This is a genomic window from Clostridium isatidis (genome assembly GCF_002285495.1).
GTDB classification, from domain to species: Bacteria; Bacillota; Clostridia; order Clostridiales; family Clostridiaceae; genus Clostridium; species Clostridium isatidis.
The window spans coordinates 759,737-786,175 of record NZ_CP016786.1 but is presented as its reverse complement, the minus strand read 5'-3'; the positions used below and the strand labels follow the sequence as shown (position 1 = coordinate 786,175).

The window sequence follows — 26,439 nt, the reverse complement described above, 5'->3', positions numbered from 1 at the left end:
CCTAATTATCTAATTTAATTCTTGGATCTATAAGAACATATACGATATCAACAAGTAAGTTACATACAACTATAAGCGTACAATAAAATGCAAGTACTCCTAATAATGATGTATAGTCTCTGTTAGTAATAGTTAAAGTAAATTCATTACCAAGACCTGGTATTGCAAATATTTTTTCCACTACAAAAGATCCTGTTAACACTCCCGCTATAAGTGGTCCTAAATAAGTGATTACAGGTATTAATGAATTTCTTAAAGCGTGTTTAAATATTACAGTATTTGCACTTAGTCCTTTTGCTTTTGCAGTTCTAATATAATCTGATTTTAAAACATCTACTAATTTTCCTCTAGTTAATCTTGTTATAGAAGCCATTGAGCTTCCTGATAGTGCAATTACAGGCATAATATAATTTTTCGGCTTACTTAGCCCTGTAGCTGGTAATATTTTTAATTTAACTGTAAAAATATAAATTAAAAATGTTCCCATTACAAAACTCGGTATTGTAATCCCTAATGTTGATATAACTGTGCAAACTCTATCTGGCCATCTGTCAGCATTTAATGCAGCAACTACTCCAAGCATAACTCCAACTGCTACAGAGAATAATATTGCTACTGCACCTACTTTAGCCGAATTTGGAAGACTTTTTTCTATAGTTGTTACTACATCTCTACCTTTATATTTCATTGATTTACCAAAGTCACCCTTTAATAAATTCTTTATATAAAGTTTATATTGTTCTCCTACAGGCTTGTCTAATCCATATTTTTCGTTTAATTGCGCCTTCATTTCTGGAGTTATTTTTTCTCCATCAAAAGGTCCACCAGGCATCATTCTTACCAAGAAAAATACTATTGTTATAACCGCCCAAATAGTAATTATACTTGTTAAGAGTCTTTTACCTATATACTTTACCATTTGTATAAACCCCCATTCATTGTTCTACACACATTCCAAATTGTAGATATTATTAATTATATTATATTATTAAAATTTGTCAATTAATATTTTAAATTTATATTTAATATTTTGATAAAATCGCAATTTTTTTCTTTAATAATTTAAGTTTGAAAAATTTTCAAAACAAATAACGTAAACATTTACACAGGCATTTTTTCTAGTTTTTTGCAAGTTTTTCACTTTTAAATTTCATTTTATTATTTACAAAATTCTTTATTTCATTTATTAAATTATTAAACTTTAATCTTTTTACATATAATTCCAATAATACTAATTTAACTATATATCATTTACTATCTAAGATTATATTTCCTTCTTTTTTTTAAATTATTCATTAGAAATATATAAATTATTCCGAAGCTCATTTTTTTATTAAAACTTGATATATCTTATAACTTATAAGATATTTAACTGCATTTTGATAAATACACATAATATTAAAAATATATATAAAAAAGGCTGTAATAGACAGCCTCTTCATTTAAAAATAATAATATTAAATACTAAAAATTTATTATATCCTATTTACATTACATCTTCTTTATTTATATCATTATTTTCATCTAATTTATTATTTTGAACTTTCTCCATCTTTGAAACTGATACTTCATAAGCTACTTTCTTAATTACTTCAGTCTCACTTATCTTTTTTTGATATTCTCTGCTTTGTAGTCTTCCCCAAACCCTTATATTATCTCCTACTTGTAAAGTTTTGCAAAATCTAGAGTTTCTTCCCCATGCAATAGTAGGAATATAGTCTGACTTATTATAAGCTCTATTTACAGCTAGTAAGACATCAGCAATTTCTCTACCAAATGGTGTTGTTCTATAAACAGGTTCTTTACAAATATAACCATCTAAGAAAATTTCATTTGGATTTTTACTTTTTTCAATACATGCTTCTATGTTTCTAGCAAATACAGTTAAAATTAATTTATTAGCACCATCTACAAACTTATTATAGGATCTAAGTTGACCATCAATTATTATCTCTTTACCAATAGACATATCCATATTAGCAATTAATCTTTCTGATACAGTTACATTTAAAACATCTACAGAGTCACTAAGTCTCATTACCTCTAAAAAAAATGTATAAAATCCTTCCCCATACATTTCATGGCTAAATTCTAATTCAGATACTATTTTCCCCTCTAAATATATCTTATTATTTAACATTAAGTTATCCATAAACTAACCCCTCTCTCCCTTAGTAATTTTAATGATAATTTTAAATCTTTAGGATATATTTCCATTATAATACAACACAACATCATTTTTCAATATTTTAATTACTTTTTATTTGCTCACCATTTACGTCTATATAGTAATTATCTTTATAAATCAATTCACCAACAGTAACAAAAGTATAACCTTTATCTACTAACTCCTTTATTATTCTCTCTAAATTACCTGGAGTATATTTTGCATCGTTATGAAAAAGAATAATTGAACCACTTTTTACACCCTTCATGACCCTATTATACTCGATATCAGCACCTAATTCCTTCCAATCAACAGAATCAACATCCCATTGAATACATTTATATCCCATGCTATTAATATAATTCACCGATCTTTCATTATAATCTCCACTAGGAAATCTAAATAGGTTTGGTTTTACACCAATTACTTTTTCAATTGCTATATTTGTCTTTTCTAGTTCCTCTTTCATCCTATTTTCGTCTAGTCGTGAAAACATTGGATGCTTATAACTATGGTTTCCTATTTCATGCCCTCCTTCCTTTATTTTTATCAGTTTTTCTTTATTTTCTTCATTATAATTTACCCAGCCCCCCATAATAAAAAAGGTTGCCTTTACATTATATTTATCGAGTATATCTAATATGTTATAAATTTCATCTTTCTCCGCCCAATTTATATCAAAAGTTATTGAAACAGCTTTGTCATCTCTTTTCACCCTATATATTGGTACTGATTTAGATACTTCAAGATTTGTAAATTTGACATTATTATTAAAAATTATTGATATTTCAATTACTAAAAACAACATTAGAATATCAATGAATACTTTATATCTCCTTTTCAAATAATTATCCTCCAAATTATTCTTCTTTAATCTATATTCTTCTTTAATAATATTAATGACAATATTATTAACTTAGTAAAATTTATGATATAATTAAATTATACTTTCTAAAATGGAGGTTTAAAATGTACGAAAGTTCAGCTGAATTAGCAGAAAATAAACTGTTAGTCTTATATGTTATAAAAAATATAAAATATCCAATTACTAATGCTCAGTTAACTGAAATAATACTTGAAAATAATTTTATAAATTATTTTACACTTCAACAATACATTAGCGAACTTATAACATCTAAATTTCTAAGGTATGATAAAGTTAATGATAAAAATTTAATTTATATAACAGATAACGGAGTAAACGCTCTTACATTTTTTGCTGATAGAATTACTCCATTAAAAAAGAAGATAATCGATGATTATCTTCTTTCAATGGAAGATTCTATTAAAAAAGAACTAACTATAAACGGTACTTATACCTTAAATAATGATGGAACTTATTTAATTGATTTACAAGCATTAGAAAATGAAAACTTACTTCTTTCATTAAAAGTAACTGTTCCAAGTAAAAAGCAAGCTTCTTCACTTACTAGTAAGTGGAAAGAAAATCCTACAGATATCTATAATAATATTATGAATTTATTATTTAATGAAGAAGACTAATATAAAGTCATAGCATTAGGTTCTTTTCCTACTGTTATGACTTTTCTATTACCTTCAGTAAGACTTAAGATAATAATTCTTCCATTTAAATAATCAGATACACAAATTGATTCTTTTTCTTTAATTATAGCCTTCGGCATTCCACCTATATATATTTTTTTGACCTCCTTAAAGGAATTACTGTCAATTACACTTACAGTACCCTCTCCAAAATTACAAACATATAATTCTTCTAAATCTTCAATAATATCCATAGGTTCTTTTCCAACTTTTATTTTAGTAACAGCTTTGTAGTTTTTTAAATCAAATATCTCTATATAACCACCTAAACTATTTCCCATATAACTTTCACATACATACAAATATTTGTTATCCTTAGATATCTTTATTTTTGTTGGATATTCAAAGGTATTTATATCTCCAACAACCTTGTTTGTTTCTATATCAATCACTGACACATTATTACTAAGAAAATTAGATACAAAAATAATCTTTTTATCCTTTAGCATCTCCATATTATGAGGCCAACAATTAATTGCAATATCTAAGATTATCCTATTTTCATTTAAATCATAAACAGCAACAACATTTGATTCTGAACAAGCTATATATAGATAATTATCATACTTAATTAAATCATTAGGATGAGCACCAACATAGAGGCTGCTCTCTTCTTTAAAACTATTTAAATTTATTACAGACACAGTGTTACAATAGCTATTCGCTGTATATAACAGATTATTTTCAAGAAAAATACCACTTGGCCCATATGGTCCTTGAAAATATCCTAAAGCTATATCTTTCACACTATAATCCTCAAGAGAAATCTTGCTGATAGTATCACTACCAGTATTACAAACAATTAAATAGTTCATAGAGCACCTCCTTTGATCTCCTAAAGTAATAAATTTCATACAAGAGTTAAAATCCATATTATAATATATGAATAAAATGTATTAATGGGACAACTTCCTTTCTTTTGCTTCATATTTCCACATTTTTTTCTTCATTTATTTTAGTTAAAAATATATAATATAGATTGTATTATTTAATACATATAATAGGAGGTATAATATGTTTGTTTATAAAACTAAAGGAGTTTGTTCCACAGAAATTCATCTAGAAGTAGAAAGTAATATGATAAAAAATGTTGAATTTATAAGAGGCTGTGCAGGAAACCTTTTTGGAATTTCAGCTTTAGTTAAAGGAATGAAAATAGATGATGCTATATCTAAACTAAAAGGAATTGATTGTAAAGGAAAAGGAACCTCTTGTCCTGATCAATTATCAAAAGCTTTAGAAGAATTTAAGGCCACTAGTTTATAAATAGTAAAAGGTAAAAGTAAATTCTCTATAGGGAACTGTATTATTCAGTTAACCTCATTTCTTTCATACTTTTACCTTATACTTCTTACCTTATCACTAATTTCTTCTTACTTTTTATATCTTACTCTTATTTATTAACTATCTCAGGCCAACTTTATTAAGCTACAAAAAAGAGCAGCAAATGCTACTCATTCTAAATATAGTAAATTATATTTTCTGTTGATTTATTATAATCTTTTACTAAATCCTCTAGGGTAATTGTTTCAAGGTAATCCTCAATCAAATTGTTAATATTGTTCCATAAATTTTTATTCATAAAGTCTTCTAATTCATTTTCTTCATTGCTATTTACATCTATAAAAATATTCTCACCTTCAAGAACCTTGAGTATTTCACCAATTGTAATTTCACTTTGTTTCTTTACTAAATTATAACCTCCTTGAGCCCCTTTACGCCCTACGATTATTCCACCCTTACGAAGTAAAGAAAATATTTGTTCTAAATATCTTTCCGATATATTTTGTCTTTCAGAAATTGTTTTTATTGTAATACATTCTTTTTCTGCATTTATAGCCATATCCATTAAGGCTCTTAATCCATACCTTCCTTTTGTAGAAATTTTCACTTAATCACCTTTTTCTAATATATTCTATAATTATATGATAAAAGTCATCGCTTAAAATAGCAATGACTTTCATAAAATTTATTTAAATAAGTCAGTTGATAAATATCTTTCCCCAGTATCTGGTAAAACAACCACTATATTTTTATCTTTATTTTCTTCCCTTTTCGCCAGAATTGTTGCCGCATGAATTGCAGCTCCTGCAGAAATACCAACTAATAAACCTTCAGTTCTCGCTAAATCTTTTGATGCTTGGAAAGCTTCTTCATTTTTTACAGTTATAATTTCATCTAATATATCTACATTTAAGTTCTTAGGTATAAAACCTGCACCTATTCCTTGAATTTTATGCGGACCTGCTTTTCCTGTTGAAATTACTGGGGAATCAGTAGGTTCTACTGCAACTATCTTTACGTCTGGATTTCTTGATTTTAATACTTCCCCTACCCCTGTTACAGTTCCACCAGTACCTACACCTGCAACAAAAATATCAACCTTTCCATCAGTATCTCTATAAATTTCTTCCGCTGTAGTTTTTCTATGAATTTCTGGATTTGATGAATTTTCAAATTGTTGAGGGATAATAGCATTTCCATATTGTTCTTTTAATTCAATTGCTTTTGCTATTGCACCCTTCATACCATTAGCTCCTGGTGTTAATACTAATTCAGCACCCAAAGCTTTTAAAAGATTTCTTCTTTCTAAACTCATTGTATCAGGCATAGTTAATATTACTTTATATCCTTTTGATGCCCCAACCCAAGCTAATCCAATACCTGTATTTCCACTTGTTGGCTCAATTATTACAGTATCCTTATTAATTAATCCTTTTTTCTCCGCATCTTCTATCATTGCAATAGCAATTCTATCTTTAACACTGCCACCTGGATTAAAATATTCAAGTTTTACTATTAAATTTCCTATAACACCCTTTTCTTTACTATAGTTTTGCAGTTCTAATAATGGAGTATTTCCTATTAATTCAACTAAACTTTTTGCTATCTTCATATCTTCTTCCTCCTATTTCCTACTTTTCCGATATGTTAATTATATTTATATGATATACTATTTTTCCAATTTTGTGAATAGTCTTTTTCATATTTATTTTTATTTTATTTTTTATAAAGTAAAATCTGTTTAATAGTATTATTTGCAAGAACAAATATAATTATTATAAAATAAAAAATCTATTAGAATAACATAGTAATCTAATAGATTTTTTATCATTATTTTATTAATTCAAGAGCAACTTCCATCATGTCGGTGAAACTTTTTTGTCTTTCATCAGGTGTTGTTTCAATTCCCTTAAATACATGATCAGAAATTGTAAGTATTGATAGCGCTTCCACTTTATATTTTGCTGCAAGGGTATATAGCTCTGCTGTTTCCATTTCTAAAGCTAAACATCCATAATCAGCCCATATCTTTACTCCCATTCCTGTATCATCATAGAATAAATCTGAGGACAATACATTACCAACTTTTACATTAACACCTTTTTCTTTACATTTATTATAAGCCTCTAATAAAAGTTCAAAATTAGCAGTCGGAGCATAATCAAGATTATTAAATCTTCTTTTATTTATTCCTGAATTTGTAGAAGCACTTTGAGCCAAAACAATATCTCTTACATTAACATTATCATTAATAGATCCTGCAGAACCTATTCTTATTAATCTCTTAGCTCCGTAAAATTGAATTAGTTCATTTACATATATTGAATGTGAAGGCAGCCCCATTCCTGTACCTTGAACAGATACTCTCTTTCCCTTATATGTTCCAGTAAATCCATACATTCCTCTTACTTCATTATAACATACTGGATTTTCTAAATATGTTTCTGCTATAAATTTCGCTCTTAATGGATCTCCTGGCAACAATACTGTTTCTGCAATTGACCCTTCTTTAGCCATAATGTGTAAATGCTTTGCCATATTATAACCTCCTTGTTTATTAATTTTATTCCCCCATGTACTATCTAGAGCAATAAAATTATAATTTTACAAAATCTAAGCATTCTATTTTATCTATACAATTACATTTTACCTATAATTTAATAATTTTTCTACTTTTTTATTAGTTTTCTTATTTCACCTATCATATATATGGAGCCAGCAGCAATAATAAGATCATTTTTCTCTGCCTTTTCTTTTATATAATTTATTGCATTATTATAATCACAAAAATCAATACAGTTTTTATTATATTTTCTTACTATATTCTTTAAGTATTTAGCTTCTAATGCTCTATTTGAATAAGGGGTTACTAAACATATTTCCTTAGGAAGCTTTGATATTATTTCTACCATTTTTTCAATCTCTTTATCTTTTAATATACCAAGAATTAAATAAATATTATCATATTCAAAATAATTTTCAATACTCCTTTTCAAAAACTCCATCCCTTCAACATTATGAGCTGCATCAATTATAAATCTTGGATTTTCATTTATTATTTCCATTCTGCCCTTCCAAGATACATCCTTTACTCCCTCATGCAATTTTTCTTCGTTAACTTTTATATATCCTAAAACTTCTAATGTTTCTATTACCCTTAGTCCTAAAGTTAAATTTATTATTTGATGCTCTCCAAGAAGAGGAAATTTAATATCATAATTTTTATTTTTTCCTCTAATTAAACATCTTTGAAAAAGCTTATCTTCTCTTAACAGCTCTATAAATTTTCCATCTTCTATAGAAATTATATCCACTCTGGAATTTAGTTCCTTTGCTGTATTCTTTATAACTTGAACTACTTCCTCTTTTTGAGGTGCTGAAACTACATCAGTATTCTCTTTTATTATTCCTGATTTTTCATAAGCAATTTCTTTCAAAGAACTTCCTAAAATATTAATATGATCTACGCTAATAGAAGTTATGACTGATATTATCGGTTTTATTACATTCGTTGAATCCATTCTTCCACCTAAGCCAACTTCTATTATTCCAAAATCAACTTCTTGCCTATATAAATATAGAAACATAATGCAGGTTATTACTTCAAATTCTGTAGGATGACTATATCCCTCTTCTATAACTTTATTTACATAAGGTCTAATTTCTTTAAATAAGTTTACTAACTCCTCTTCTTTTATATTAATATTATTTATTCTTATTGTCTCTTCCATTTTCTCTAAATGAGGAGAATTAAAAAAACCAACTTTATATCCATGTTTAATAAGAATACTTCCTATAATAGAGGAAGTAGAACCCTTTCCATTAGTTCCAGCTATATGAATAAGCTTAAGTTTTTTATGAGGATTACCTAAAAGCTCTAATAATCTTTCTGTTCTTTCTAATCCATAATTTGAGCCAAATTTTCTTAGTGTTTTAATATATTCTAATGTATCCTTATCCTTCATCTATCCTAGCTCCTTTTTAATTTCCTTGCATACATGATCTAAAAACATATCCATAGTATTGTTTATTCCAAGATAACTTAACATTCTGCTGCCAACAGCATCTTCAAATTCATTAAAAAATATTTCTCCATTTTTAAGAAGAAGAAAATCGATTCCGCCATAATCTATTTCTATTTCATTTAAAATTTTATTTACAACTTTTTTATTACTTTCGGTGTAATTATATATTCTTACTTCTCCTCCTTTAGAGAAATTTGAAAGAAGATCATTTTTTTTAGGAATTCTTATCACAGAATTTATTATTTTATTATTTACAATATAAAATCTTATATCACCTATATAATCATCTATATATTCCTGATAAACATTTTCTTCAAATAAAATTTCATCATTTCTACTTAAAAATTTTATATTATTCCCACCGTGACCATCTTTGGGTTTTACAATAATTTTCTTATTGTAGTCTATTTCCTTCATTTCTTTATATACTATTGGATAATTAATTTTTAAATTATCTATAAACTTATAAGCCTTTATCTTATCATTCCCTAACATACAAAAATGACTTTTATTAAATACTCTGATATTTAAATCTTCTAATTTTTCACTCAGCTTGTAACTCCTTGAACGATTAATAGCAAAAGTATATTTTTCTTTAATGTAATTAAAATTTATATCATTTAAAGTAACTAATTCTATATTTAAGTCATATTTTTTAGCTTCATCAATCATCCACTTTATATAAGCATTATTTCTTTCTATATCTGCTTTATCATAAATTATAATTCCATTAACCATTTAATTCACCTATTATATGTTTTAATATCTCTCTGCCAAAGCTTTTTCCCCATAGCTTTTCAAAACTCAAAAAGTTCAAATTTGAATTCACTTCACATAATATGGGTTTATTATCTTTACCAAACAATAAATCGACACCTGAAAAATCAAGACCTAATGTCTTATGGGCCTTTAATGCTAATTCTTCCTGCTCTTTAGTTAAAACTACTATCTCCCCTTTTCCCCCTTGAGTAATATTAGCCCTAAAATCGCTACTGCTTTTTCTAAGCATTGCTCCAACTACTTTATTTCCTATTATATTAACCCTTATATCTTTTCCAAAACTAGCTTCGACCTTTTCCTGAATAATAAATCTTACATTTCTTTTATTAAGTTCTTTTATCTTATTAATAAAAGCTTCTCTTTCTTCAATTAAATAAACTTGCATTCCAAAAGACCCTTTTGCCTCTTTTATAACAACCTTATTTTTAAAAATATTAAATACTTCTATTAAATAATCATCATTTATATTATCATAATTGAAAATCATTGGAGAGATAATTGTTTTCGGCATGCTTATATTTTTATTGCTCAACATTAAATGCATTAGACATTTATCATCACAATAATCTATAGCACTACTTGAGTTAAATAATCTATATCCCATGTTTTCTAAATGTTTTGCTAGAAAAATATCTTTGTCCCAAAAAATAATAAAGTTTGGTTCCTTAACTTTTTTTAAATATATCAAATCAGGTTTTCCTTCATTATTATATATAGGAAGTAATTCTGTATTTTTTATTTTATCTATTTCTATATTTAGTTTTTTTCCTTCAATTATAAATGAATCAACTAAATCATCTATCTTTTTTATATTTAAAGTTCCACTATATATTATCCAGCCCTTCATATTATCACTTCTTTCTTTATTAATATACTAGCTCATCAAATGATATTATACATAGTAAATTATATGTTAATTTATTATATAATGCATTAATTCTATTGAAATAATTTATAGTGCTTTCTTTTAATTTTATCTATTAAGAATTATAATTTAAAAATAGACAATAAAAAATAGGAGGAAGATATGAATAATTTAATAGACGCATTAAACTTAAATTTATATAAATGTACTATCTTTGAAATTGATGAAGGAAAATTAATAAACTTAAAAAACTACGACTATATTATTCAAAATAAATTTTATTTTTACTTAATTAATAGACTTCATTATTATGAAGAAAATAAGATGATTAAGGAATTAGCTTATTCACACTATTTATTATCATACTATTTATTTATAGTATTAACGCCTATAGAATTTGAAAATTTATCATTTTATCACATAAAGAAGGCTATTGAACTAGATAATAATCTCCAATATAAAGAATGGTATTTAATTTTTGCTACACTTCCGACCCCATATATTAAAACTTATGATGCAATGAAAATAGCAGAGGAAGTAATTAAACATAATAACGACAGCAATATTGCTAGAATTATATTATCAATGTATTAAGTATTTTTAAGTTAAAATGAATAAATAGATTACTAATTAAAAGAAGATGTTTTTCATGACATCTTTTATTTTTTTACAAAAAACATACATATATAACAACTTTATTGGAAAATATAAGTTGTTAGTCACTATTTTTGTTATTCCTTCTACTTTATGCTTCAATTGCTAGTCATCTCATATTGGGCAGCCCCCCTATCTGTGTTATTATAAGTTCATCGGATGAAACAAAAAATTTCTGAGGAGGAATTAACATATGATTAAATTAAAATTAATGTCACTTTTATTATCAGGATGTCTAACAACAGGTATTGGAGCAGGAACTTTACCTTCATGCCTTAATAATATAAAAATAACAGATCAAATAAAGATTATTGAACAAATTTGCAATACATCAAAAGATAATTCAAATGTAATTATTGAAGATGAAAATAAACAACCAGAGGAAAATACAGCCGAAAACAACACTGGCAGCAATTCTAATGAAAATACAAACAAAGAAGATAATAATTCTAAGGAAGACAATGGGACAAGCAATGAGGCTCCTATAAAAGAAGAAGATAAAAAAGAAGATACTGCTAAAGAAGAAACACCAGCAGCTCCTGAAGAAACAAATACAGGTAAGGAAAATAATAATTCTGAAGACAACACTCAAAAAGAAGCTTCAGATAAATTTATAGCAGAAATCGAACAAGCTATCTTTACAAGAGTTAACAAGGAAAGAGCTGCAGCTGGTCTTACAGCATTACAATACAATGATACAATGGAACACTATGCAAGATTAAAATCACAAGATATGGGTGATAGAAGATACTTTGATCATAGAAATCCAGAAGGTCAATTAATAACTTCACAAATGCAGGCAGACGGGGTAAGCTATAGATCTTGGGGTGAAAATATAGCATATATTTCAGGTAGATCTGGAAATGCTGCTCTAGCTGAACAATTTATGAACAACTGGATGAATTCATCAGGCCATAGAGCTAACATCTTATCAACTAACTTTACAAGCATTGGAGTTGGAGTTTACAAGGTAGGTAACACTTACTATGCAACTCAAGAATTCTACAGATAATACAGTTTGGAGTGTGGAGTTTGAAGTTTGGAGTTAGTAGTTTGGAGTTTGAAGTTTAGGGGATAAATAAAAAAATAGCAGTCTCACAATGAAATTGTGAGACTGCTATTTTTATTTCATAATTCAACTAATCTTAATTAAAATCTATTAGCTGAAAGATTTTATTTTAGACTTTCAATTCTAACTAAAACTGCATCTAACATTTCTTGATATTTTGCTCTCTTTTCCTTTTCACCATTTATTACTGCTTCAGGTGCTTTTGCTAAGAAGCCTTCATTTGATAGTTTTTTATCTATTCTTTCAACTTCAGCTTCTAATTTTTTCTTTTCTTTATTTAATCTCTCAAGTTCTTTTTCTCTATCAACTAGGTCAAGTAGCGGCATAAATAATTCTCCACCCTTAGTAACTAAAGCTACCGCATTTTCTGGAACCATTGCTTTGTCTTCAATAAATTCAACTTCTTGTGCTGAACCTAATTTTTCAAAATAATGAACTCCAGCTAAAAAAGCTTCCTTAGCTTCAGCTGTAGCATAAGCTATAACCTTAGCTTTTCTTGATGGTGGAACATTCATTTCAGCTCTAACATTTCTAAGTCCTTTAATAGCTTCAATAATTAATTCCATCTCTTTTTCTGCTTTAATATTATTGTTTTCTTCTTTAAATTCTGGCCATGAAGATATCATAATTGATTCTCCATCAGTTAAAGTAGTATATATTTCTTCTGTTATAAATGGCATTACTGGATGAAGAAGTTTAAGTCCAGTTGTTAATACTGTATAAAGAACGTTATATACAACTCCCTTAGCCTTTTCATCATCGCTATATAATGTTCCCTTAGATAATTCTATATACCAATCACAGAATTCAGTCCACATAAAATCATAAACCTTTTGAAGAGCAATACCAAGTTCATATTTTTCCATGTTTTCAGTAACTTCTTTTACCAAGGAATTAACTCTAGATAATATCCATTTATCTGCTAAGCTATAATCCTTACAATCTTTATACTTATTCATTAGTTCTTCATCAAGATTCATCATAACATATCTTGATGCATTCCAAATCTTATTAGCAAAATTTCTTGCAGCTTCAACTCTTTCAGGAATATATCTAATATCATTTCCTGGTGAATTTCCTGTAACCAACATAAATCTTAAAGCATCTGCACCATATTCTTCTATTACTTCAAGAGGATCAACACCATTACCTAAAGATTTACTCATTTTTCTTCCTTGAGCATCTCTTATAATTCCATGAATTAATACGGTATCAAAAGGTGTTTCTCCCATACAGTAAAGGCCTTGGAAAATCATTCTAGCTACCCAGAAGAATATAATATCATAACCCGTAACTAATACATTTGTTGGATAGAAGTATTCTAAGTCTTCAGTTTTATTTGGCCAGCCTAATGTTGAAAATGGCCATAATGCAGATGAGAACCATGTATCTAATACATCTTCATCTTGTTTTAAATGAGATGATCCACACTTCGGACATACATCTGGTGCTTCAGTTCTAACTATTACTTCATTACAATCTAAGCAGTACCAAACTGGAATTCTATGTCCCCACCATAATTGTCTTGAAATGCACCAGTCTTGTATATTTTCCATCCAATTATAATAAATCTTATCAAATCTTTCTGGAACAAACTTAGTCTTATTAGTTCTAACAGCTTCTATAGCTGGTTTTGCTAAGGATTCCATTTTTACATACCATTGCTTTGATATTATTGGCTCAATTACTGTATTACATCTATCATGAGTTCCAACATTATGAGTATGAGTTTTAACTTTAACTAATAATCCTAATTCTTCAAGATCTTTTACTATTTGCTTTCTAGCTTCATATCTATCTAAGCCCTTATACTTTCCACCAAGTTCATTGATTACCCCATGATCATCCATAACTCTAATTTGAGGAAGATTATGCCTTAAACCTACCTGGAAGTCATTAGGATCGTGAGCTGGTGTAATTTTAACAGCTCCTGTACCAAATTCTATGTCAACATAATCATCAGCAACTATTGGGATTTCTCTATCTGTTAATGGAAGCTTAATAGTTTTTCCTATTAAATCTTTATATCTTTCATCCTCTGGATTTACAGCCACAGCTGTATCTCCAAGTAGAGTTTCTGGTCTTGTAGTAGCAATTTCTAAATAACCAGTTCCATCAGCTAATGGATAGTTTATATGCCAGAAAAATCCCTCTTGTTCTTCATATTCAATTTCTGCATCAGATAAAGCTGTTGAACATTTTGGACACCAATTAGTTATTCTATTTCCTTGATAAATTAATCCTTCATTATACAGTTTAACAAAAACAGTTCTAACTGCTTTATTTAAATTTTCATCCATTGTAAAGGCTTCTCTTGTAAAATCACAAGAAACACCCATTTTTTTAAGCTGGTTTCTTATAGTTCCTCTATATTCATCAGCCCACTCCCATACTTTTTCAAGGAAGGCTTCTCTTCCCATTTCTTTCTTCACAAGACCTTGCTTTAATAATTCATTTTCTACTTTAACTTCAGTTGCAATAGAAGCATGATCTTCACCTGGCAGCCATAAAGTTGAATATCCCTGCATTCTCTTAAATCTAATAAGCATATCTTGAAGGGTGTTATCAAGAGCGTGCCCTAGGTGAAGCTTTCCAGTAATATTTGGTGGAGGCATCACTATTGAAAATGATTTTTTACTTTTATCTATTTTCGGTGTAAAATACTTCTTTTCTTCCCATTCCTTATAAATTCTTTCTTCAAAGGATTTAGGATCATAAGTTGTTGCAATATTTTTCTTCTCTGACATTATTTTTCCTCCTTATAATCTATTTAAAAATTATTATATTTTACAATAAAAAAGAGTCTTCATCACAAAAGGACGAAGACTCGCGGTACCACCTTTTTTCCTACTAAAAAATTTAATAGGCTCTTGTATCTTTAACGGTTAAGATAACCGTCTTTACTTACTAAAATTTCAGTAAAGATGCTCCAAAGCTACCTTCAGGATATTCTGTATAGAAGGCTCTCAGCTGCTAACCTTCCTCTCTTTGATACTTCCTATTCCCTACTCCTCTTTATCATCGCTCAATTATTTAATTATTTCTAATATTAATATATTATATTTTTCTTGTCAACATTGGTTCGAGAAATTATTCTTCTATCCAATTTATTTTTTCTATAGCTTCTTTAACATACTCTTCACTCATATTCGAATTAATAGTATTTTCATTAGTTATAGTAATTATTGACATTGCTATAGCATGTTTTACCGTATCCCTTATAGATAAATTATTCATATAACCATAGCCTACGCCAGCCACAAAAGCATCACCAGCTCCAGTAACATTTTTTACTTTTACTGCTTCTATTCCAATTTTTCCTTCCTCAGTGCTTGTCTTATAATAAATACCTTCAGAATCTAAACTAATAAATACATTTTTTACTCCTAAAGATAGGAAAAAATCTGCTGCCTTTTTTAAATCCTTATAACTTTCTATTTTAAAACCACATAAAGCTTCAGTTTCTATTCTATTTGGTTTTATTGTATGAAAATACTTAATCAGATGTTTAATTTTTTCAGCTTTAGTTGCTGAAACGGGATCTAAAATAAATCTTGTTTTATGACTAAAATTAATTAATAAATATTCTAGTAATTTGGGATTATCAGCATCAACAATTATGTATTCTGCATTTTCAATAATAGCTGCTTTTGAAGCAATAAAGGAAGTTTCCATCTTATTTAAACTTTCCATATCTACAATAGCAGCTTCCATTTCTCCTTCTTCATTTAAGATAGCCATATATGTAGGCGTACATTCCTCTTTAAGTATTAATGAATGCTCCATGCTATAACCTATTTCTCTAGAATTTTCTAGAATTTGTTTTCCGTTACTATCTCCACCTATAATTGAGATAAACTCCGTTTTAACATTTACTCTTGCTAAATTTTCTGCTATATTTCTACAAACTCCACCTAAAGATATCTTTATACTTCCTGGTATTGAATCTCTACCATGATAGGGCTTTTTACTAAAGCCAATAATATCTACTATAGATGCTCCTAAAACCAATATATAGGGACTATTATTACACATATTCTCTCTCCTGATTTATATACTCAAAAAATAAAAACATATCACTATTATATTAAAAAAATATTAAAAAATAAAGATGTTTTGCAAACTATGTCGAATATTGTGCTTAGCTTTATTGAATATTAAATCGCCATAGTGTTAAGAATTATAATATTCAGCTTTACAATACTAGGAGGTTTCTATGAACAACTTTATTGAAGGCAACAATTACTACAATAAAAAAGATTATGAAAAAGCAATTGCTTCCTATAAAAGAGCTATAGAAAACGGAGAAAGTACAACTTGTGCAAATTATAATTTAGGAGTTTGTTATATTAAGCTAAAAGAATACGATCGGGCTATTCCATTTTTCAAGAAGGCTATAAGTATGCAAAAGGAAAGCAAGTATTTCTTTAATTTAGCATATTGCTATGCAATGAAAAATGAAATTAAAAAAGCCTTAATTAACTTTAATATAGCCTGGTCATTAGATAATACAGACGAAGATTGTAAAAAAGCAATTGAAATAATTGCTAAAAAGAATAAAAAAGCACAATAAAAAAAGATTGCTTTGCAATCTTTTTTTAGTTTAGTGTGTGGAGTTATTACAGATTTTCAGTCAGTTGAAAATCATCATTAACCGAAAGCTGAAAACTGCCTAAAACTCTCCTGCAATATCTGCATTTAAGTGGTCTCTATTAAAATCCTCACTATCAAAATAGTCACCAGCCATATAGAAAGTTGGATCAACATTAATCCAAATACCTTCATCTTCAAGGTAAACCTGATTCCAAGCGTGGGGTCCAAAGTTTATTCCATCATAAGCTTCACCCGTAATTATTCTGCTTCTTAAGTTTGTCGCCCTTGCCATTGCCGTAAATAGACATGCATAGTCAAAACATATCCCTTTTCTTGTATTAAAGGCTTCTATAGCTCCGCTGTTACTCACTCCTTCTTCAGCAAGAACCTTCTTTGCCTTATCAAAATCATAAGATATATTTGAACCAACCCATGCATAAATTCTTCTAGCTTTCTCTCTGTCACTTTCAGCTCCAATTACAATTTCTTTAGCTTTCAAATTAATTTCCTCATTAGAATTTACCCCTTCTTCTAAAGTTACCCCATTATAATAAACTATTACATTGGGATTTTTAGGAAGATATTCATTAAAATCATCATATGATAATACTGGTTTGTTAACTAGAATAATATTTTCTAAAGAATTATAGCCATTTATATTATTAAAAATTTCAATTTTATTATTTAATCCTAAAGTGATATTATAGGTACTTACAACTATAAACATCATAAGGATAATAACTAATCCTTTTAAAAAACCAAAAAAGCTAGAAAAAATAACTATTACAAACTTTCCTGTTTTATTGCTTTGATAGGGAGCAAAAATAATATTATTAATAACCTTTAAAGCAAAATATATAGTATTCTGGATAATAATAAATATTATTCCTAGTATAAATACCTTTAATAATAAACTATTTAATTCTTCTATACTAATATATACACTTAAGTTTTGTAAAACGAATAGGTATATTTTCTCTAAATTAACTATTAATATAAAAAAGGTTAAAAAGATTGAGAAATAGTAAAAAAGTTTATTTAACGAATCTCTTACACTTTTTTCTTCTAAAGAAGATTTTATACTTGATATAATTGAAAATATTATTATTACTCCACAAAGAATGTAAGAAATATATTCCTGCATTTAGGACTCTCCTTTTTATTAATAAAAATCATCCTGATTTAATAACTTTTTAATAACTTTTGAAGCTATTTCATAACTATAGCCTCTTGTAACTAAAAATCTATATAATTTTTGAGATAATTTATAATTATCCTTTTCCCGTTTTATTAAAATATTATATTTTTTATTAGCTAAATAATAAGCAGTTTCCTCTTCTTCTTCACTATTTATTTTAGATATTTCTTGTTCGATTAAAGTATCATTCAAACCTTTTTTCAATAAATTATATTTTATTTTATTCTTTCCCTGGGATTTTGATTTGTCTTTTATATACATTTTAGCATAATCTATATCACTTAAAAAATTATATTCTTTTAAAAAGCTAATGGTTCTATTAATTGTTTCAATATCAAAATCTTTTTTTAATAATTTCCCCCAAATTTCTTTTTCTGTTTTATATGATCTATCAATGATTTTCAAAGCTGCACTTTTACATTTTAAATAATCATCTTCCTTAGCTGCTTTTTTAATTCTATCAATATCTACTTTTTCTTTAAGCTTTATTCCTTCTTTGATCAATACTTCTTTACTTAAAGAAAAGGCATATTCATCATCTATATAAATATTTACTCTATCTTTATTTTTCTTTTGCTCTTCAATTTTTGTAATAATATTCAATTTATTCCACCAGCCTTTTATAACAATGGTTCACGATTTAAGTATATGAATGGTAGGCCTATTTAAAACAATATTAGCAGTTTCTTGAATCTTATTAATATCTAATTTATCTAGCTTTTCCATATCTTTTTCAAATTCAAATAAATCCTCATTATCTAGTCCTTGATGAAGCATATAATTACAAAGCTCTGAAGGATCTTCTAAAGTTGATATTACAGCAGTTCTATGAATCTTCTTCATAAGAGTTAAATCTCTTTCACAAAATTCTAGATTTCCTTCTTTCACTGATAAAATAGTTTTATCAATAGCTTTTATTGCTGCTTCAACATCTTTTTTTGAAACCGCAGTATATATATATAAAGTCTTAACATTATTTGTCATGTTTAAACTTGTATATATATCATAAGCTAATCCCCTTTTCTCTCTAACTTCTCTGAAAAGTAGGGAATTTGAACTTTCACCTAATCTATGATTTAAAATTTTGAGAGGTAATTCTAATTCCTTATTTAATTCATTAAAAGTATATAAATAAACAATAGTATTTTGTTCTATATTGCTTTTTGTAGTTGTAAATATTTTTTCAATATTTTTTTCCTGTATTATTTCTCTTAATGTTAAATCTTTATGTTCCCAATTTGAAAAATATTTCTTTATTTCTTTCAATGCCTCTTCATGACTGTATGAAGAAACCATAGCTAATACAGTATTATTAGGAATATAATATTTTTTATAAAAATCAACTAAATCTCCTCTTTTATATTTTTTTATATTTTCTTCAATACCTGCCACATCATACTTAAGGGGGCTTTTATTAAAAGCACATTCATTTATTCTTCTAATACTATAATCCTCTATATCATCTTTACTGCTTCTTATTTCTGATAAAATAACCCCCCTTTCTTTTTCTATTTCTTTATCTTTAAAAGAAGAATTAATAATCATATCTCCTAAGATATCTAAAGCATTTGGGATTTCCTCTTCTAAGCAGCTAATTGTATAAACTGTAGCAGTATAATCAGTATAGGCATTGTACTCTCCCCCTAAAAATTCAAGTTCATCATTTAATTCTTCATAATCTCTCTTTGTTGTGCCTTTAAAAAGCATATGTTCAATAAAATGTGCTATTCCTTTTTCATCCATATCTTCATATAAAGATCCAACTTTTACACCTATATTTATTGCTGCTATCTTTGTATCTTTCTTTATTGTTAATACCTCTAAACCATTATCTAAATAATGTCTTTTTACGTCAAAGTTTAATTTAAACATATTTATATCACCTATATCTACCCTCTAATAATTTGTCTACATACTATATACTATTATAAATAATTAATCTTTACCAGAGAAGATTTCACACTTATAATAATTATAAAAGAAATTATTATGGAGGCCTTTATGAAAAAAAATATATTGATAATAGAAGATGAAACTAGAATAAGATTTCTACTTAGAGATTATTTTTTGAAAGAAGACTTTAATATTATTGAAGCTGCCGATGGTGATGAAGGTTTAAATTACTTTGTTAATAATAAAATTGACTTAGTTATTTTAGATATTATGATGCCTAAAGTTGATGGTATAACTGTTTTAGAAATGATAAGAAAAGTTTCTACCGTTCCTGTAATTTTACTCACTGCGAAAGGTCAGGAAGAAGATAAACTTTTTGGTTATGAAATGGGTGCTGATGATTATATAACAAAACCCTTTTCTCCAAAAGTGTTAGTTGCTAAAGTAAAAGCTCTTCTTAAAAGGACCTCTGATGAAGAAAATTTTTCAAGTATAAAAGATTTTAATGGATTAACAATAAATAAATTATCTCATGAAGTCAAAGTAAATGGAGAAATAATAAACTTATCACCAAAAGAATTTGAACTTCTTGTTTACTTATCTGATAATGCAGGAATTGCCTTATCTAGAGATACTATTTTAGATAATGTTTGGGGAATTGATTATTATGGAGACATAAGAACTGTAGATACTAATATTAAAAGACTAAGAGAAAAACTTAAGGAAAAGGCCTGCTATATTGTAACTGTAAGAGGAAGTGGATATAGATTTGAAGAAAAAGTTAACATTTAGTATATCAAGTAAATTATTTCTTATAACCTCCTCCTTAATATTTATTCTCCTAGTATTTAGCATGATATTTCAAAATTTATTTTTTCAAGATTTTTATTTAAATAAGAAAGTAAAAGAAATGATTAAAGAAACTAAAAAATTTAGCGAACTTTATTCATATCAAGTATCAAATGAAAAACTTCTTAATGAAGCTTTATTTAGATTTGAACAAGATACTAACTCTAAAATTGCCCTTCTTTCCTTAGACGGAAAGTTTAAATTTCTACCTAATTATGATAAAAATACTGACGATTTTCAAACTTTAACCTATTTCTGTGCTGAATTAATAAACAATAAAGATTTAATATATGAAGTATTAGAAAACGGCAAATCAAAAACTACAATTTTTGAAAATGCTTTTACTAAGACTACTAAAATAGGTACAATAACACCTATGTCCTTAAACTCCTTCAATGATTCCATAATTGTAGCTGTATCCTCCATGCAGCCAATAAGAGAAGCTACAGATGTAATAAAGGAATTTTACATATACCTATTTAATGGTTTTTTAATATTAGGATTAATTTTAACACTTATATATGTAAATTTAATTACTAAACCTTTAGTAAAAATTAATAATGTTGCAAAACGTATGTCTAACTTAGATTTTTCAGTTAAATGTGAAGTCCAATCTGATGACGAAATCGGAAATCTTGCTACTACTCTTAACTTTTTATCTTCTTCCTTAGAAAGTTCTTTAGAAGATTTAAAGCAAAAAAATATGAAGCTACAAGAAGATATTGAAAAAAAACGTAAAATAGAAGAATTAAGAAAAGATTTTATAGCAAGTGTTTCCCATGATTTAAAAACTCCTATAGGAATAATTGAAGGCTATGCTGAAGGTTTAAGAGACGGTATTGCAAAAGGTAAAGATATTAATATATATTTAGAAACAATAATAGATGAAGCTAAAAAGATGGATAAATTAGTTACTAATATGTTAGAATTATCAAAACTAGAATCCGGAACTACAGAATTAATTTTAGAGAAATTTAATATATTAAGGTTAATTCAAAAATTAATAAAAAAGTTTTCTCTTGAATATGCATCAAAGAATATTAATTTAATTTTAAATACTGACTTAGAATACTGTTATGTAATTGGTGATAGTTTCCAACTAGATCAAGTCATGACAAACCTTTTAAGTAACGCTTTTAAATATACAAATAGTTATAATGATGTTATCATAGAAGTTAAAACTATAGAAAATTTAGTTGAAATATCAATAGAAAATAAAGGTTCTCATATTCCCGAATATGAAATAGAAAATTTATTTAATAAATTCTATAAATTAGATAAATCTAGAAGAAGATCAGAAAATAAAAATAGCAGCGGTCTTGGTCTTGCAATAGTAGATAGAATATTAAGCTTACATGAAAGTAAATTTTCCTTATCAAATACAGATGATGGTGTAATGTTTAAATTTACATTAAAAAAGGCTGAAGAACCTAAATTTGATGAAGAATATGAATAACTTTATAATTTTCAACAAATAATAACCACCATAAGGTGGTGATTTTATGAGCAGTTCTCAATATAACAGAAATAAAAATAATAAAAGCAACACTGATAAAAATAGAAATACTAATAACAAAGACAAAGGAAATAATCAAGTAAAATCTACAAACAATCAAGGTTAAATCCATGAAAAACTTCCTGTTTTGCTATAACATAAATAAGTTATAATAAAACAGGAAGTTAATTATTCTTAATCTATTTCTATTGCCTCTAAAGCCCTATATTCATATTCTCTTAAAGGCATTTCTTTTAAAATATTTATTATTTCATTAAAATTCTTTATTAAGTTAAGCTTTTCTGATATAAAATAATATTCAAGGGCGGTATTTTCCCAACTAATCCATTTAACATGTCTATCTCTTTCTTCCTCATAAAGCTTAAATATTTCATTATCTTTTATTTGATTTACAACTTCTTCACATATGAAAAAATTACATACATAACTTCTATATTTTGCTTTTATTGTACAACCCTCTCCTGATTTTACAAATGGACATGCTCTAAAAAAAATAGTTTTATCTCTTACCTTAAAATTATCTAATTCTCCGTTATTTTTATAAAGGTTGTAACCTTCTTCATCAAAATATCCTTTTGCATGTATATAATAATTATTAATTTCTACTTTTGGTAAAGCTAGTATTCTCTTTAGGGTTTCCATGCCTTCTTCTTCTTTTACCATCTTATGAATATCATACAAATTAAATTTGGGGAAATAAGAACAGCATCCCCTATTTTTTATTTCACAAAGACTTTTTCCAAATTCACTTTTGCAATTATAACAAGAGCTACATCCATACTGCGGAACACCTTGGTCAATTTTTAAATCTATTTTTATCATATTTTTCCCCCAATTTCATTACGAAATCTTTTTACGAAAATATTATAAAAACATCAGATTTAAAAATAAATATTTTTTTTCTTTTAAAAAATTAATTTTTTATTACATTTATTCTCTAGTCATATATCTTTTAAATAATTCATCAGCTATTTCAGGATTAGAAGCCTTTAAATCATTTATATAAAGAAGAGCACTTCCCTTATAATCCTTTTCTTCTCCTAATAATATTACCTCATAGCAGCTTCTTAAAATATTAACAATGCAGTTGTTAAAATGATTTTCTTTACAGTTTTTACAAAGCTTAAGGATATCTATAATTCCATTCATAATATTTTCCTTATCATATACCTTAGTATCTGTAATAGGAATATTTTCATAGCCATTCATTACATAAGTAACTTTATTAATCATACACTCTTTTATACATTCAGTACCATAACCAACTAAACAATTCTTTCTATCACAAACACCACATGTTTCTTTTGATAAACAACAAGGACTTAACTTGTCCACAAGTCGGCTAAAATTAATATCTTTAAATGCAACTGCCATATTTTTCCCTCCTAACATTTTCCATTTTATGCTAACATTCTATATTATATCACATATTTTTAATAAAAATAATTAACAATTTTTTAATAACTTTTAATTTATTTTTTACAATAAAAAAGGCAATCAAATGAATACCACTATAAAGCATTATGACCTTTTCTTTTATTGTAATCATTATACTTAGTCTAAGTTTTAACAATCTTATTTTAAATTTTTTCAATTTTCTTAATATTCTTAATATCGCACTAATACTTGATTTTAGCAAAATTTATATTTGTTTTTTATTCTTTCTATGATATTATTATTCTATCTGATTGCTATATTTTTTGCTAAATAATTCAAAATCCTACTATTATTTATAAGAATTTATGTTATAATTTAGTTAAAGAGTATTTAAAATATACATTATTTTAAAGGAGGTACAAACATGATAAATGTTAAAGAATTTATTGACAAAAATTATACACCATATTATGGAGATGATAGCTTTTTAGCAGGTCCAACAGAAAGAACTACAGCACTTTGGAACAAGGTACTAGAGTTATTAAAGAAGGAAAATCAAACTGGTCCAATTGTTGATGATAAGACACTAGCTTCAATAACTGCTTATGGTCCAGGCTATATTGATAAAGACCTTGAATTAATAGTAGGACTTCAAACTGATGAACCACTAAAGAGAACTATGATGCCTTTCGGTGGAATAAGAATGGTAAAAAAATCAGTTGAATTATATGGCAAAAAGTTAGATAAGAACATTGAAGAATTTTTCACAAAGTATAGAAAGACTCATAATGACGGTGTTTTTGATGTTTATACTCAAGATATAAGAAACGCAAGAACTACTGGCTTAATTACTGGTCTTCCAGATGCTTATGGTAGAGGAAGAATCATTGGTGACTATAGAAGAGTTCCTCTTTATGGAGTTGATACTTTAATTGAAGAAAAAATTAAAGAAAAAGACTCTATTACAACAATTAATGAAGAAACAATTAGATTAAGAGAAGAAATATCTGAACAAATAAAGGCTTTAAAAGAATTAAAAGAACTTGGAAATATATATGGTTTCGATTTATCTAGACCTGCTGAAAATGCAAAAGAAGCAGTGCAATGGTTGTATTTAGCATACTTAGCTGTAGTAAAAGAACAGAATGGTGCTGCGATGTCTCTTGGAAGAGTTTCTACTTTCTTAGATATTTACATTGAGAATGATATTAAAAAAGGAATACTAACTGAAAGCGAAGCTCAAGAGTTAATCGATCAATTTATTATCAAATTAAGAATAGTTCGTTTCTTAAGAACAAAAGAATATGATGAATTATTTAGTGGAGATCCAGTTTGGGTTACAGAATCAATTGGTGGTATGAACAATAACGGTGAAACTCTTGTTACTAAGACTTCTTACAGATTCTTAAATACCCTTTATAATTTAGGACCTGCTCCAGAACCAAACTTAACTGTATTATGGTCAGAAAAGCTTCCTCAAAACTTTAAGAACTTCTGCGCAAAAGTTTCTATTGACACAAGTTCTATTCAATACGAAAATGATGACTTAATGAGACCTAAGTTTGGTGACGATTATGGAATTGCTTGCTGTGTTTCTGCTATGAAAATAGGAAAACAAATGCAATTCTTTGGAGCAAGAGCAAACTTAGCTAAGGCATTATTATATGCTATCAACGGCGGAGTAGATGAAAAGAAATTTACTCACGTTATTCCTAACTTAGATCCTATAACTGACGAAATTTTAGATTATGATAAGGTTATGGCAAACTATGATAAAGCCATGGATTGGTTAGTAAAAACTTACGTTGATGCATTAAATATTATCCACTATATGCACGACAAATATAACTATGAAAAGTTAGAAATGGCTTTACACGATAAAGATGTAGAAAGAATATTAGCAACAGGTATAGCAGGTCTTTCTGTAGTAGCTGACTCATTAAGTGCTATAAAATATGCAAAAGTAAGACCAATTAGAAATGAAGAAGGAATAACTGTTGATTTTGAAATTGAAGGCGAATTCCCTAAATACGGTAATGATGATGACAGGGTTGACAGCATTGCAGTAGAAGTTGTAGAAAAATTAATGAACAAAATAAGAAAACAACATCCTTATAGAAATGCTAAATTCTCTCAATCAATCTTAACAATTACTTCAAACGTTGTTTACGGTAAAAAGACTGGTGCAACTCCTGATGGAAGAAAAGCTGGAGAACCTTTTGCACCTGGTGCAAACCCAATGCATAATAGAGACACTAATGGTGCTTTAGCTTCTTGCTTATCAGTAGCTAAAATTCCATATGATCATTGTGAAGATGGAATATCTTATACTTTCTCAATAGAACCAAATTCTCTTGGTAAAGAAAGAGAAACAAAAATAAATAATTTAACTTCTCTATTAGATGGTTACTTCAAAAACGAAGGACATCACATTAATATAAATGTATTAAATAGAGACATGTTATTAGATGCAGTAGAACATCCAGAATTATATCCTCAATTAACTGTAAGAGTATCTGGATATGCAGTTAACTTTATTAAATTAACAAGAGAACAACAATTAGAAGTTATAAGCAGAACATTCCACGAAAAAATATAATAATGTA

Annotated in this window: 25 protein-coding genes and 1 other annotated feature; of the genes, 8 read left to right on the top strand and 17 right to left on the bottom strand. The window is 27.2% G+C overall.

The window, feature by feature from the left end:
* Position 1: 1 nt before the first annotated feature.
* The 3 genes from BEN51_RS03720 to BEN51_RS03710 all read right to left on the bottom strand — a co-directional run bounded on the left by BEN51_RS03720 (position 2) and on the right by BEN51_RS03710 (position 2,975).
* Complete coding sequence (locus BEN51_RS03720) at positions 2–919, bottom strand: ABC transporter permease (RefSeq protein ID WP_119864748.1); 918 nt, start codon at positions 917–919, stop codon at positions 2–4.
* Between the two features lie 567 nt (positions 920–1,486).
* Complete coding sequence (locus BEN51_RS03715; RefSeq protein WP_119864747.1) at positions 1,487–2,152, bottom strand: single-stranded DNA-binding protein; 666 nt, start codon at positions 2,150–2,152, stop codon at positions 1,487–1,489.
* A gap of 97 nt (positions 2,153–2,249) precedes the next feature.
* On the bottom strand, positions 2,250–2,975 hold the full coding sequence (locus BEN51_RS03710) for a polysaccharide deacetylase family protein (protein ID WP_418219556.1): 726 nt from the start codon (positions 2,973–2,975) through the stop codon (positions 2,250–2,252).
* A 161-nt stretch (positions 2,976–3,136) separates the two neighbouring features.
* Here BEN51_RS03710 and BEN51_RS03705 point away from each other — a divergent pair, with 161 nt between their 5' ends.
* Positions 3,137–3,670 carry a DUF4364 family protein gene (locus tag BEN51_RS03705; RefSeq protein ID WP_119864745.1) on the top strand — a complete coding sequence of 178 codons (534 nt, stop codon included), beginning with the start codon at positions 3,137–3,139 and terminating at the stop codon, positions 3,668–3,670.
* On the opposite strand, the gene BEN51_RS03700 is transcribed toward BEN51_RS03705, so the two are convergent.
* Positions 3,667–4,545 carry a YncE family protein gene (locus BEN51_RS03700; protein WP_119864744.1) on the bottom strand — a complete coding sequence of 293 codons (879 nt, stop codon included), beginning with the start codon at positions 4,543–4,545 and terminating at the stop codon, positions 3,667–3,669. The genes BEN51_RS03705 and BEN51_RS03700 overlap by 4 nt on opposite strands.
* 199 nt (positions 4,546–4,744) lie before the next feature.
* Between BEN51_RS03700 and BEN51_RS03695 the strand changes: the two genes are divergently transcribed.
* Positions 4,745–4,996, top strand: coding sequence for a TIGR03905 family TSCPD domain-containing protein (locus tag BEN51_RS03695; RefSeq protein ID WP_119864743.1), 252 nt, complete (start codon positions 4,745–4,747; stop codon positions 4,994–4,996).
* A 193-nt stretch (positions 4,997–5,189) separates the two neighbouring features.
* Here BEN51_RS03695 and BEN51_RS03690 read toward each other — a convergent pair whose 3' ends face one another.
* From BEN51_RS03690 to BEN51_RS03665, 6 genes are all read right to left on the bottom strand, one after another.
* On the bottom strand, positions 5,190–5,621 hold the full coding sequence (locus BEN51_RS03690; protein ID WP_119864742.1) for an RrF2 family transcriptional regulator: 432 nt from the start codon (positions 5,619–5,621) through the stop codon (positions 5,190–5,192).
* Positions 5,622–5,699: 78 nt separating this feature from the next.
* On the bottom strand, positions 5,700–6,626 hold the full coding sequence (gene cysK / locus BEN51_RS03685; RefSeq protein ID WP_119864741.1) for a cysteine synthase A: 927 nt from the start codon (positions 6,624–6,626) through the stop codon (positions 5,700–5,702).
* A 218-nt stretch (positions 6,627–6,844) separates the two neighbouring features.
* Positions 6,845–7,552, bottom strand: a complete 708-nt coding sequence (deoD, locus tag BEN51_RS03680; protein WP_119864740.1) for a purine-nucleoside phosphorylase — start codon at positions 7,550–7,552, stop codon at positions 6,845–6,847.
* 131 nt (positions 7,553–7,683) lie between these two features.
* Positions 7,684–8,979 (bottom strand): bifunctional folylpolyglutamate synthase/dihydrofolate synthase, encoded by a 1,296-nt coding sequence (locus BEN51_RS03675; RefSeq protein WP_119864739.1) that lies wholly within the window; start codon positions 8,977–8,979, stop codon positions 7,684–7,686.
* Positions 8,980–9,777 carry an ATP-grasp domain-containing protein gene (locus BEN51_RS03670; RefSeq protein ID WP_119864738.1) on the bottom strand — a complete coding sequence of 266 codons (798 nt, stop codon included), beginning with the start codon at positions 9,775–9,777 and terminating at the stop codon, positions 8,980–8,982.
* Positions 9,770–10,666 (bottom strand): ATP-grasp domain-containing protein, encoded by an 897-nt coding sequence (locus BEN51_RS03665; protein WP_119864737.1) that lies wholly within the window; start codon positions 10,664–10,666, stop codon positions 9,770–9,772. The genes BEN51_RS03670 and BEN51_RS03665 overlap by 8 nt, the downstream gene beginning before the upstream one ends.
* A 180-nt stretch (positions 10,667–10,846) precedes the next feature.
* Between BEN51_RS03665 and BEN51_RS03660 the strand changes: the two genes are divergently transcribed.
* A complete protein-coding gene (locus BEN51_RS03660) occupies positions 10,847–11,278 on the top strand; it encodes a hypothetical protein (protein WP_119864736.1) in 432 nt (143 codons plus the stop codon).
* A gap of 253 nt (positions 11,279–11,531) precedes the next feature.
* Positions 11,532–12,350 (top strand): CAP domain-containing protein, encoded by an 819-nt coding sequence (locus BEN51_RS03655; protein WP_119864735.1) that lies wholly within the window; start codon positions 11,532–11,534, stop codon positions 12,348–12,350.
* 161 nt (positions 12,351–12,511) lie between these two features.
* On the opposite strand, the gene BEN51_RS03650 is transcribed toward BEN51_RS03655, so the two are convergent.
* Positions 12,512–15,154 (bottom strand): valine--tRNA ligase, encoded by a 2,643-nt coding sequence (locus BEN51_RS03650; RefSeq protein WP_119864734.1) that lies wholly within the window; start codon positions 15,152–15,154, stop codon positions 12,512–12,514.
* A 65-nt stretch (positions 15,155–15,219) separates the two neighbouring features.
* Positions 15,220–15,438, bottom strand: a binding site (T-box leader).
* A gap of 59 nt (positions 15,439–15,497) precedes the next feature.
* A complete protein-coding gene (locus BEN51_RS03645; protein WP_119864733.1) occupies positions 15,498–16,442 on the bottom strand; it encodes a carbohydrate kinase family protein in 945 nt (314 codons plus the stop codon).
* Between the two features lie 181 nt (positions 16,443–16,623).
* Here BEN51_RS03645 and BEN51_RS03640 point away from each other — a divergent pair, with 181 nt between their 5' ends.
* Positions 16,624–16,980: a tetratricopeptide repeat protein gene (locus tag BEN51_RS03640; protein ID WP_119864732.1), complete on the top strand. Its 357-nt coding sequence runs from the start codon at positions 16,624–16,626 to the stop codon at positions 16,978–16,980.
* A 99-nt stretch (positions 16,981–17,079) separates the two neighbouring features.
* Here BEN51_RS03640 and BEN51_RS03635 read toward each other — a convergent pair whose 3' ends face one another.
* From BEN51_RS03635 to BEN51_RS03625, 3 genes are read right to left on the bottom strand one after another with little or no spacing between them, the layout of a single operon-like run.
* Complete coding sequence (locus tag BEN51_RS03635) at positions 17,080–18,144, bottom strand: transglutaminase-like domain-containing protein (RefSeq protein WP_119864731.1); 1,065 nt, start codon at positions 18,142–18,144, stop codon at positions 17,080–17,082.
* An 18-nt stretch (positions 18,145–18,162) separates the two neighbouring features.
* Positions 18,163–18,801 carry a recombination regulator RecX gene (gene recX, locus BEN51_RS03630; protein ID WP_119864730.1) on the bottom strand — a complete coding sequence of 213 codons (639 nt, stop codon included), beginning with the start codon at positions 18,799–18,801 and terminating at the stop codon, positions 18,163–18,165.
* Positions 18,802–18,831: 30 nt separating this feature from the next.
* Positions 18,832–20,070, bottom strand: coding sequence for a M16 family metallopeptidase (locus tag BEN51_RS03625; RefSeq protein WP_119864729.1), 1,239 nt, complete (start codon positions 20,068–20,070; stop codon positions 18,832–18,834).
* Positions 20,071–20,199: 129 nt separating this feature from the next.
* On the opposite strand from BEN51_RS03625, the gene BEN51_RS03620 reads away from it, so the two are divergent.
* Both BEN51_RS03620 and BEN51_RS03615 read left to right on the top strand, forming a co-directional pair.
* Positions 20,200–20,883 (top strand): response regulator transcription factor, encoded by a 684-nt coding sequence (locus BEN51_RS03620; RefSeq protein WP_119864728.1) that lies wholly within the window; start codon positions 20,200–20,202, stop codon positions 20,881–20,883.
* A 118-nt stretch (positions 20,884–21,001) separates the two neighbouring features.
* On the top strand, positions 21,002–22,396 hold the full coding sequence (locus BEN51_RS03615) for a HAMP domain-containing sensor histidine kinase (RefSeq protein WP_236906251.1): 1,395 nt from the start codon (positions 21,002–21,004) through the stop codon (positions 22,394–22,396).
* Positions 22,397–22,630: 234 nt separating this feature from the next.
* On the opposite strand, the gene BEN51_RS03610 is transcribed toward BEN51_RS03615, so the two are convergent.
* Both BEN51_RS03610 and BEN51_RS03605 read right to left on the bottom strand, forming a co-directional pair.
* A complete protein-coding gene (locus BEN51_RS03610) occupies positions 22,631–23,278 on the bottom strand; it encodes a hypothetical protein (protein ID WP_119864727.1) in 648 nt (215 codons plus the stop codon).
* A gap of 108 nt (positions 23,279–23,386) precedes the next feature.
* Positions 23,387–23,830 carry a hypothetical protein gene (locus tag BEN51_RS03605; protein ID WP_119864726.1) on the bottom strand — a complete coding sequence of 148 codons (444 nt, stop codon included), beginning with the start codon at positions 23,828–23,830 and terminating at the stop codon, positions 23,387–23,389.
* A gap of 427 nt (positions 23,831–24,257) precedes the next feature.
* Here BEN51_RS03605 and pflB point away from each other — a divergent pair, with 427 nt between their 5' ends.
* On the top strand, positions 24,258–26,432 hold the full coding sequence (gene pflB, locus BEN51_RS03600; protein ID WP_119864725.1) for a formate C-acetyltransferase: 2,175 nt from the start codon (positions 24,258–24,260) through the stop codon (positions 26,430–26,432).
* The last annotated feature ends 7 nt before the right edge of the window (positions 26,433–26,439 follow it).

Excerpts from the sequence above, each read along its gene's own strand:
- BEN51_RS03620 (WP_119864728.1), top strand. The coding sequence starts at position 20,200 with ATGAAAAAAAATATATTGATAATAGAAGATGAAACTAGAATAAGATTT.
- BEN51_RS03675 (WP_119864739.1), bottom strand. The coding sequence starts at position 8,979 with ATGAAGGATAAGGATACATTAGAATATATTAAAACACTAAGAAAATTT.
- BEN51_RS03705 (WP_119864745.1), top strand. The coding sequence starts at position 3,137 with ATGTACGAAAGTTCAGCTGAATTAGCAGAAAATAAACTGTTAGTCTTA.
- BEN51_RS03635 (WP_119864731.1), bottom strand. The coding sequence starts at position 18,144 with ATGCAGGAATATATTTCTTACATTCTTTGTGGAGTAATAATAATATTT.
- BEN51_RS03670 (WP_119864738.1), bottom strand. The coding sequence starts at position 9,777 with ATGGTTAATGGAATTATAATTTATGATAAAGCAGATATAGAAAGAAAT.
- BEN51_RS03645 (WP_119864733.1), bottom strand. The coding sequence starts at position 16,442 with ATGTGTAATAATAGTCCCTATATATTGGTTTTAGGAGCATCTATAGTA.
- BEN51_RS03720 (WP_119864748.1), bottom strand. The coding sequence starts at position 919 with ATGGTAAAGTATATAGGTAAAAGACTCTTAACAAGTATAATTACTATT.
- BEN51_RS03665 (WP_119864737.1), bottom strand. The coding sequence starts at position 10,666 with ATGAAGGGCTGGATAATATATAGTGGAACTTTAAATATAAAAAAGATA.
- BEN51_RS03710 (WP_418219556.1), bottom strand. The coding sequence starts at position 2,975 with ATGTTGTTTTTAGTAATTGAAATATCAATAATTTTTAATAATAATGTC.
- BEN51_RS03660 (WP_119864736.1), top strand. The coding sequence starts at position 10,847 with ATGAATAATTTAATAGACGCATTAAACTTAAATTTATATAAATGTACT.
- BEN51_RS03640 (WP_119864732.1), top strand. The coding sequence starts at position 16,624 with ATGAACAACTTTATTGAAGGCAACAATTACTACAATAAAAAAGATTAT.
- deoD (WP_119864740.1), bottom strand. The coding sequence starts at position 7,552 with ATGGCAAAGCATTTACACATTATGGCTAAAGAAGGGTCAATTGCAGAA.
- BEN51_RS03615 (WP_236906251.1), top strand. The coding sequence starts at position 21,002 with ATGATTAAAGAAACTAAAAAATTTAGCGAACTTTATTCATATCAAGTA.
- BEN51_RS03700 (WP_119864744.1), bottom strand. The coding sequence starts at position 4,545 with ATGAACTATTTAATTGTTTGTAATACTGGTAGTGATACTATCAGCAAG.
- BEN51_RS03655 (WP_119864735.1), top strand. The coding sequence starts at position 11,532 with ATGATTAAATTAAAATTAATGTCACTTTTATTATCAGGATGTCTAACA.
- BEN51_RS03625 (WP_119864729.1), bottom strand. The coding sequence starts at position 20,070 with ATGTTTAAATTAAACTTTGACGTAAAAAGACATTATTTAGATAATGGT.
- pflB (WP_119864725.1), top strand. The coding sequence starts at position 24,258 with ATGATAAATGTTAAAGAATTTATTGACAAAAATTATACACCATATTAT.
- cysK (WP_119864741.1), bottom strand. The coding sequence starts at position 6,626 with ATGAAGATAGCAAAAAGTTTAGTTGAATTAATAGGAAATACTCCATTA.
- BEN51_RS03715 (WP_119864747.1), bottom strand. The coding sequence starts at position 2,152 with ATGGATAACTTAATGTTAAATAATAAGATATATTTAGAGGGGAAAATA.
- BEN51_RS03650 (WP_119864734.1), bottom strand. The coding sequence starts at position 15,154 with ATGTCAGAGAAGAAAAATATTGCAACAACTTATGATCCTAAATCCTTT.
- BEN51_RS03610 (WP_119864727.1), bottom strand. The coding sequence starts at position 23,278 with ATGATAAAAATAGATTTAAAAATTGACCAAGGTGTTCCGCAGTATGGA.
- BEN51_RS03605 (WP_119864726.1), bottom strand. The coding sequence starts at position 23,830 with ATGGCAGTTGCATTTAAAGATATTAATTTTAGCCGACTTGTGGACAAG.
- BEN51_RS03695 (WP_119864743.1), top strand. The coding sequence starts at position 4,745 with ATGTTTGTTTATAAAACTAAAGGAGTTTGTTCCACAGAAATTCATCTA.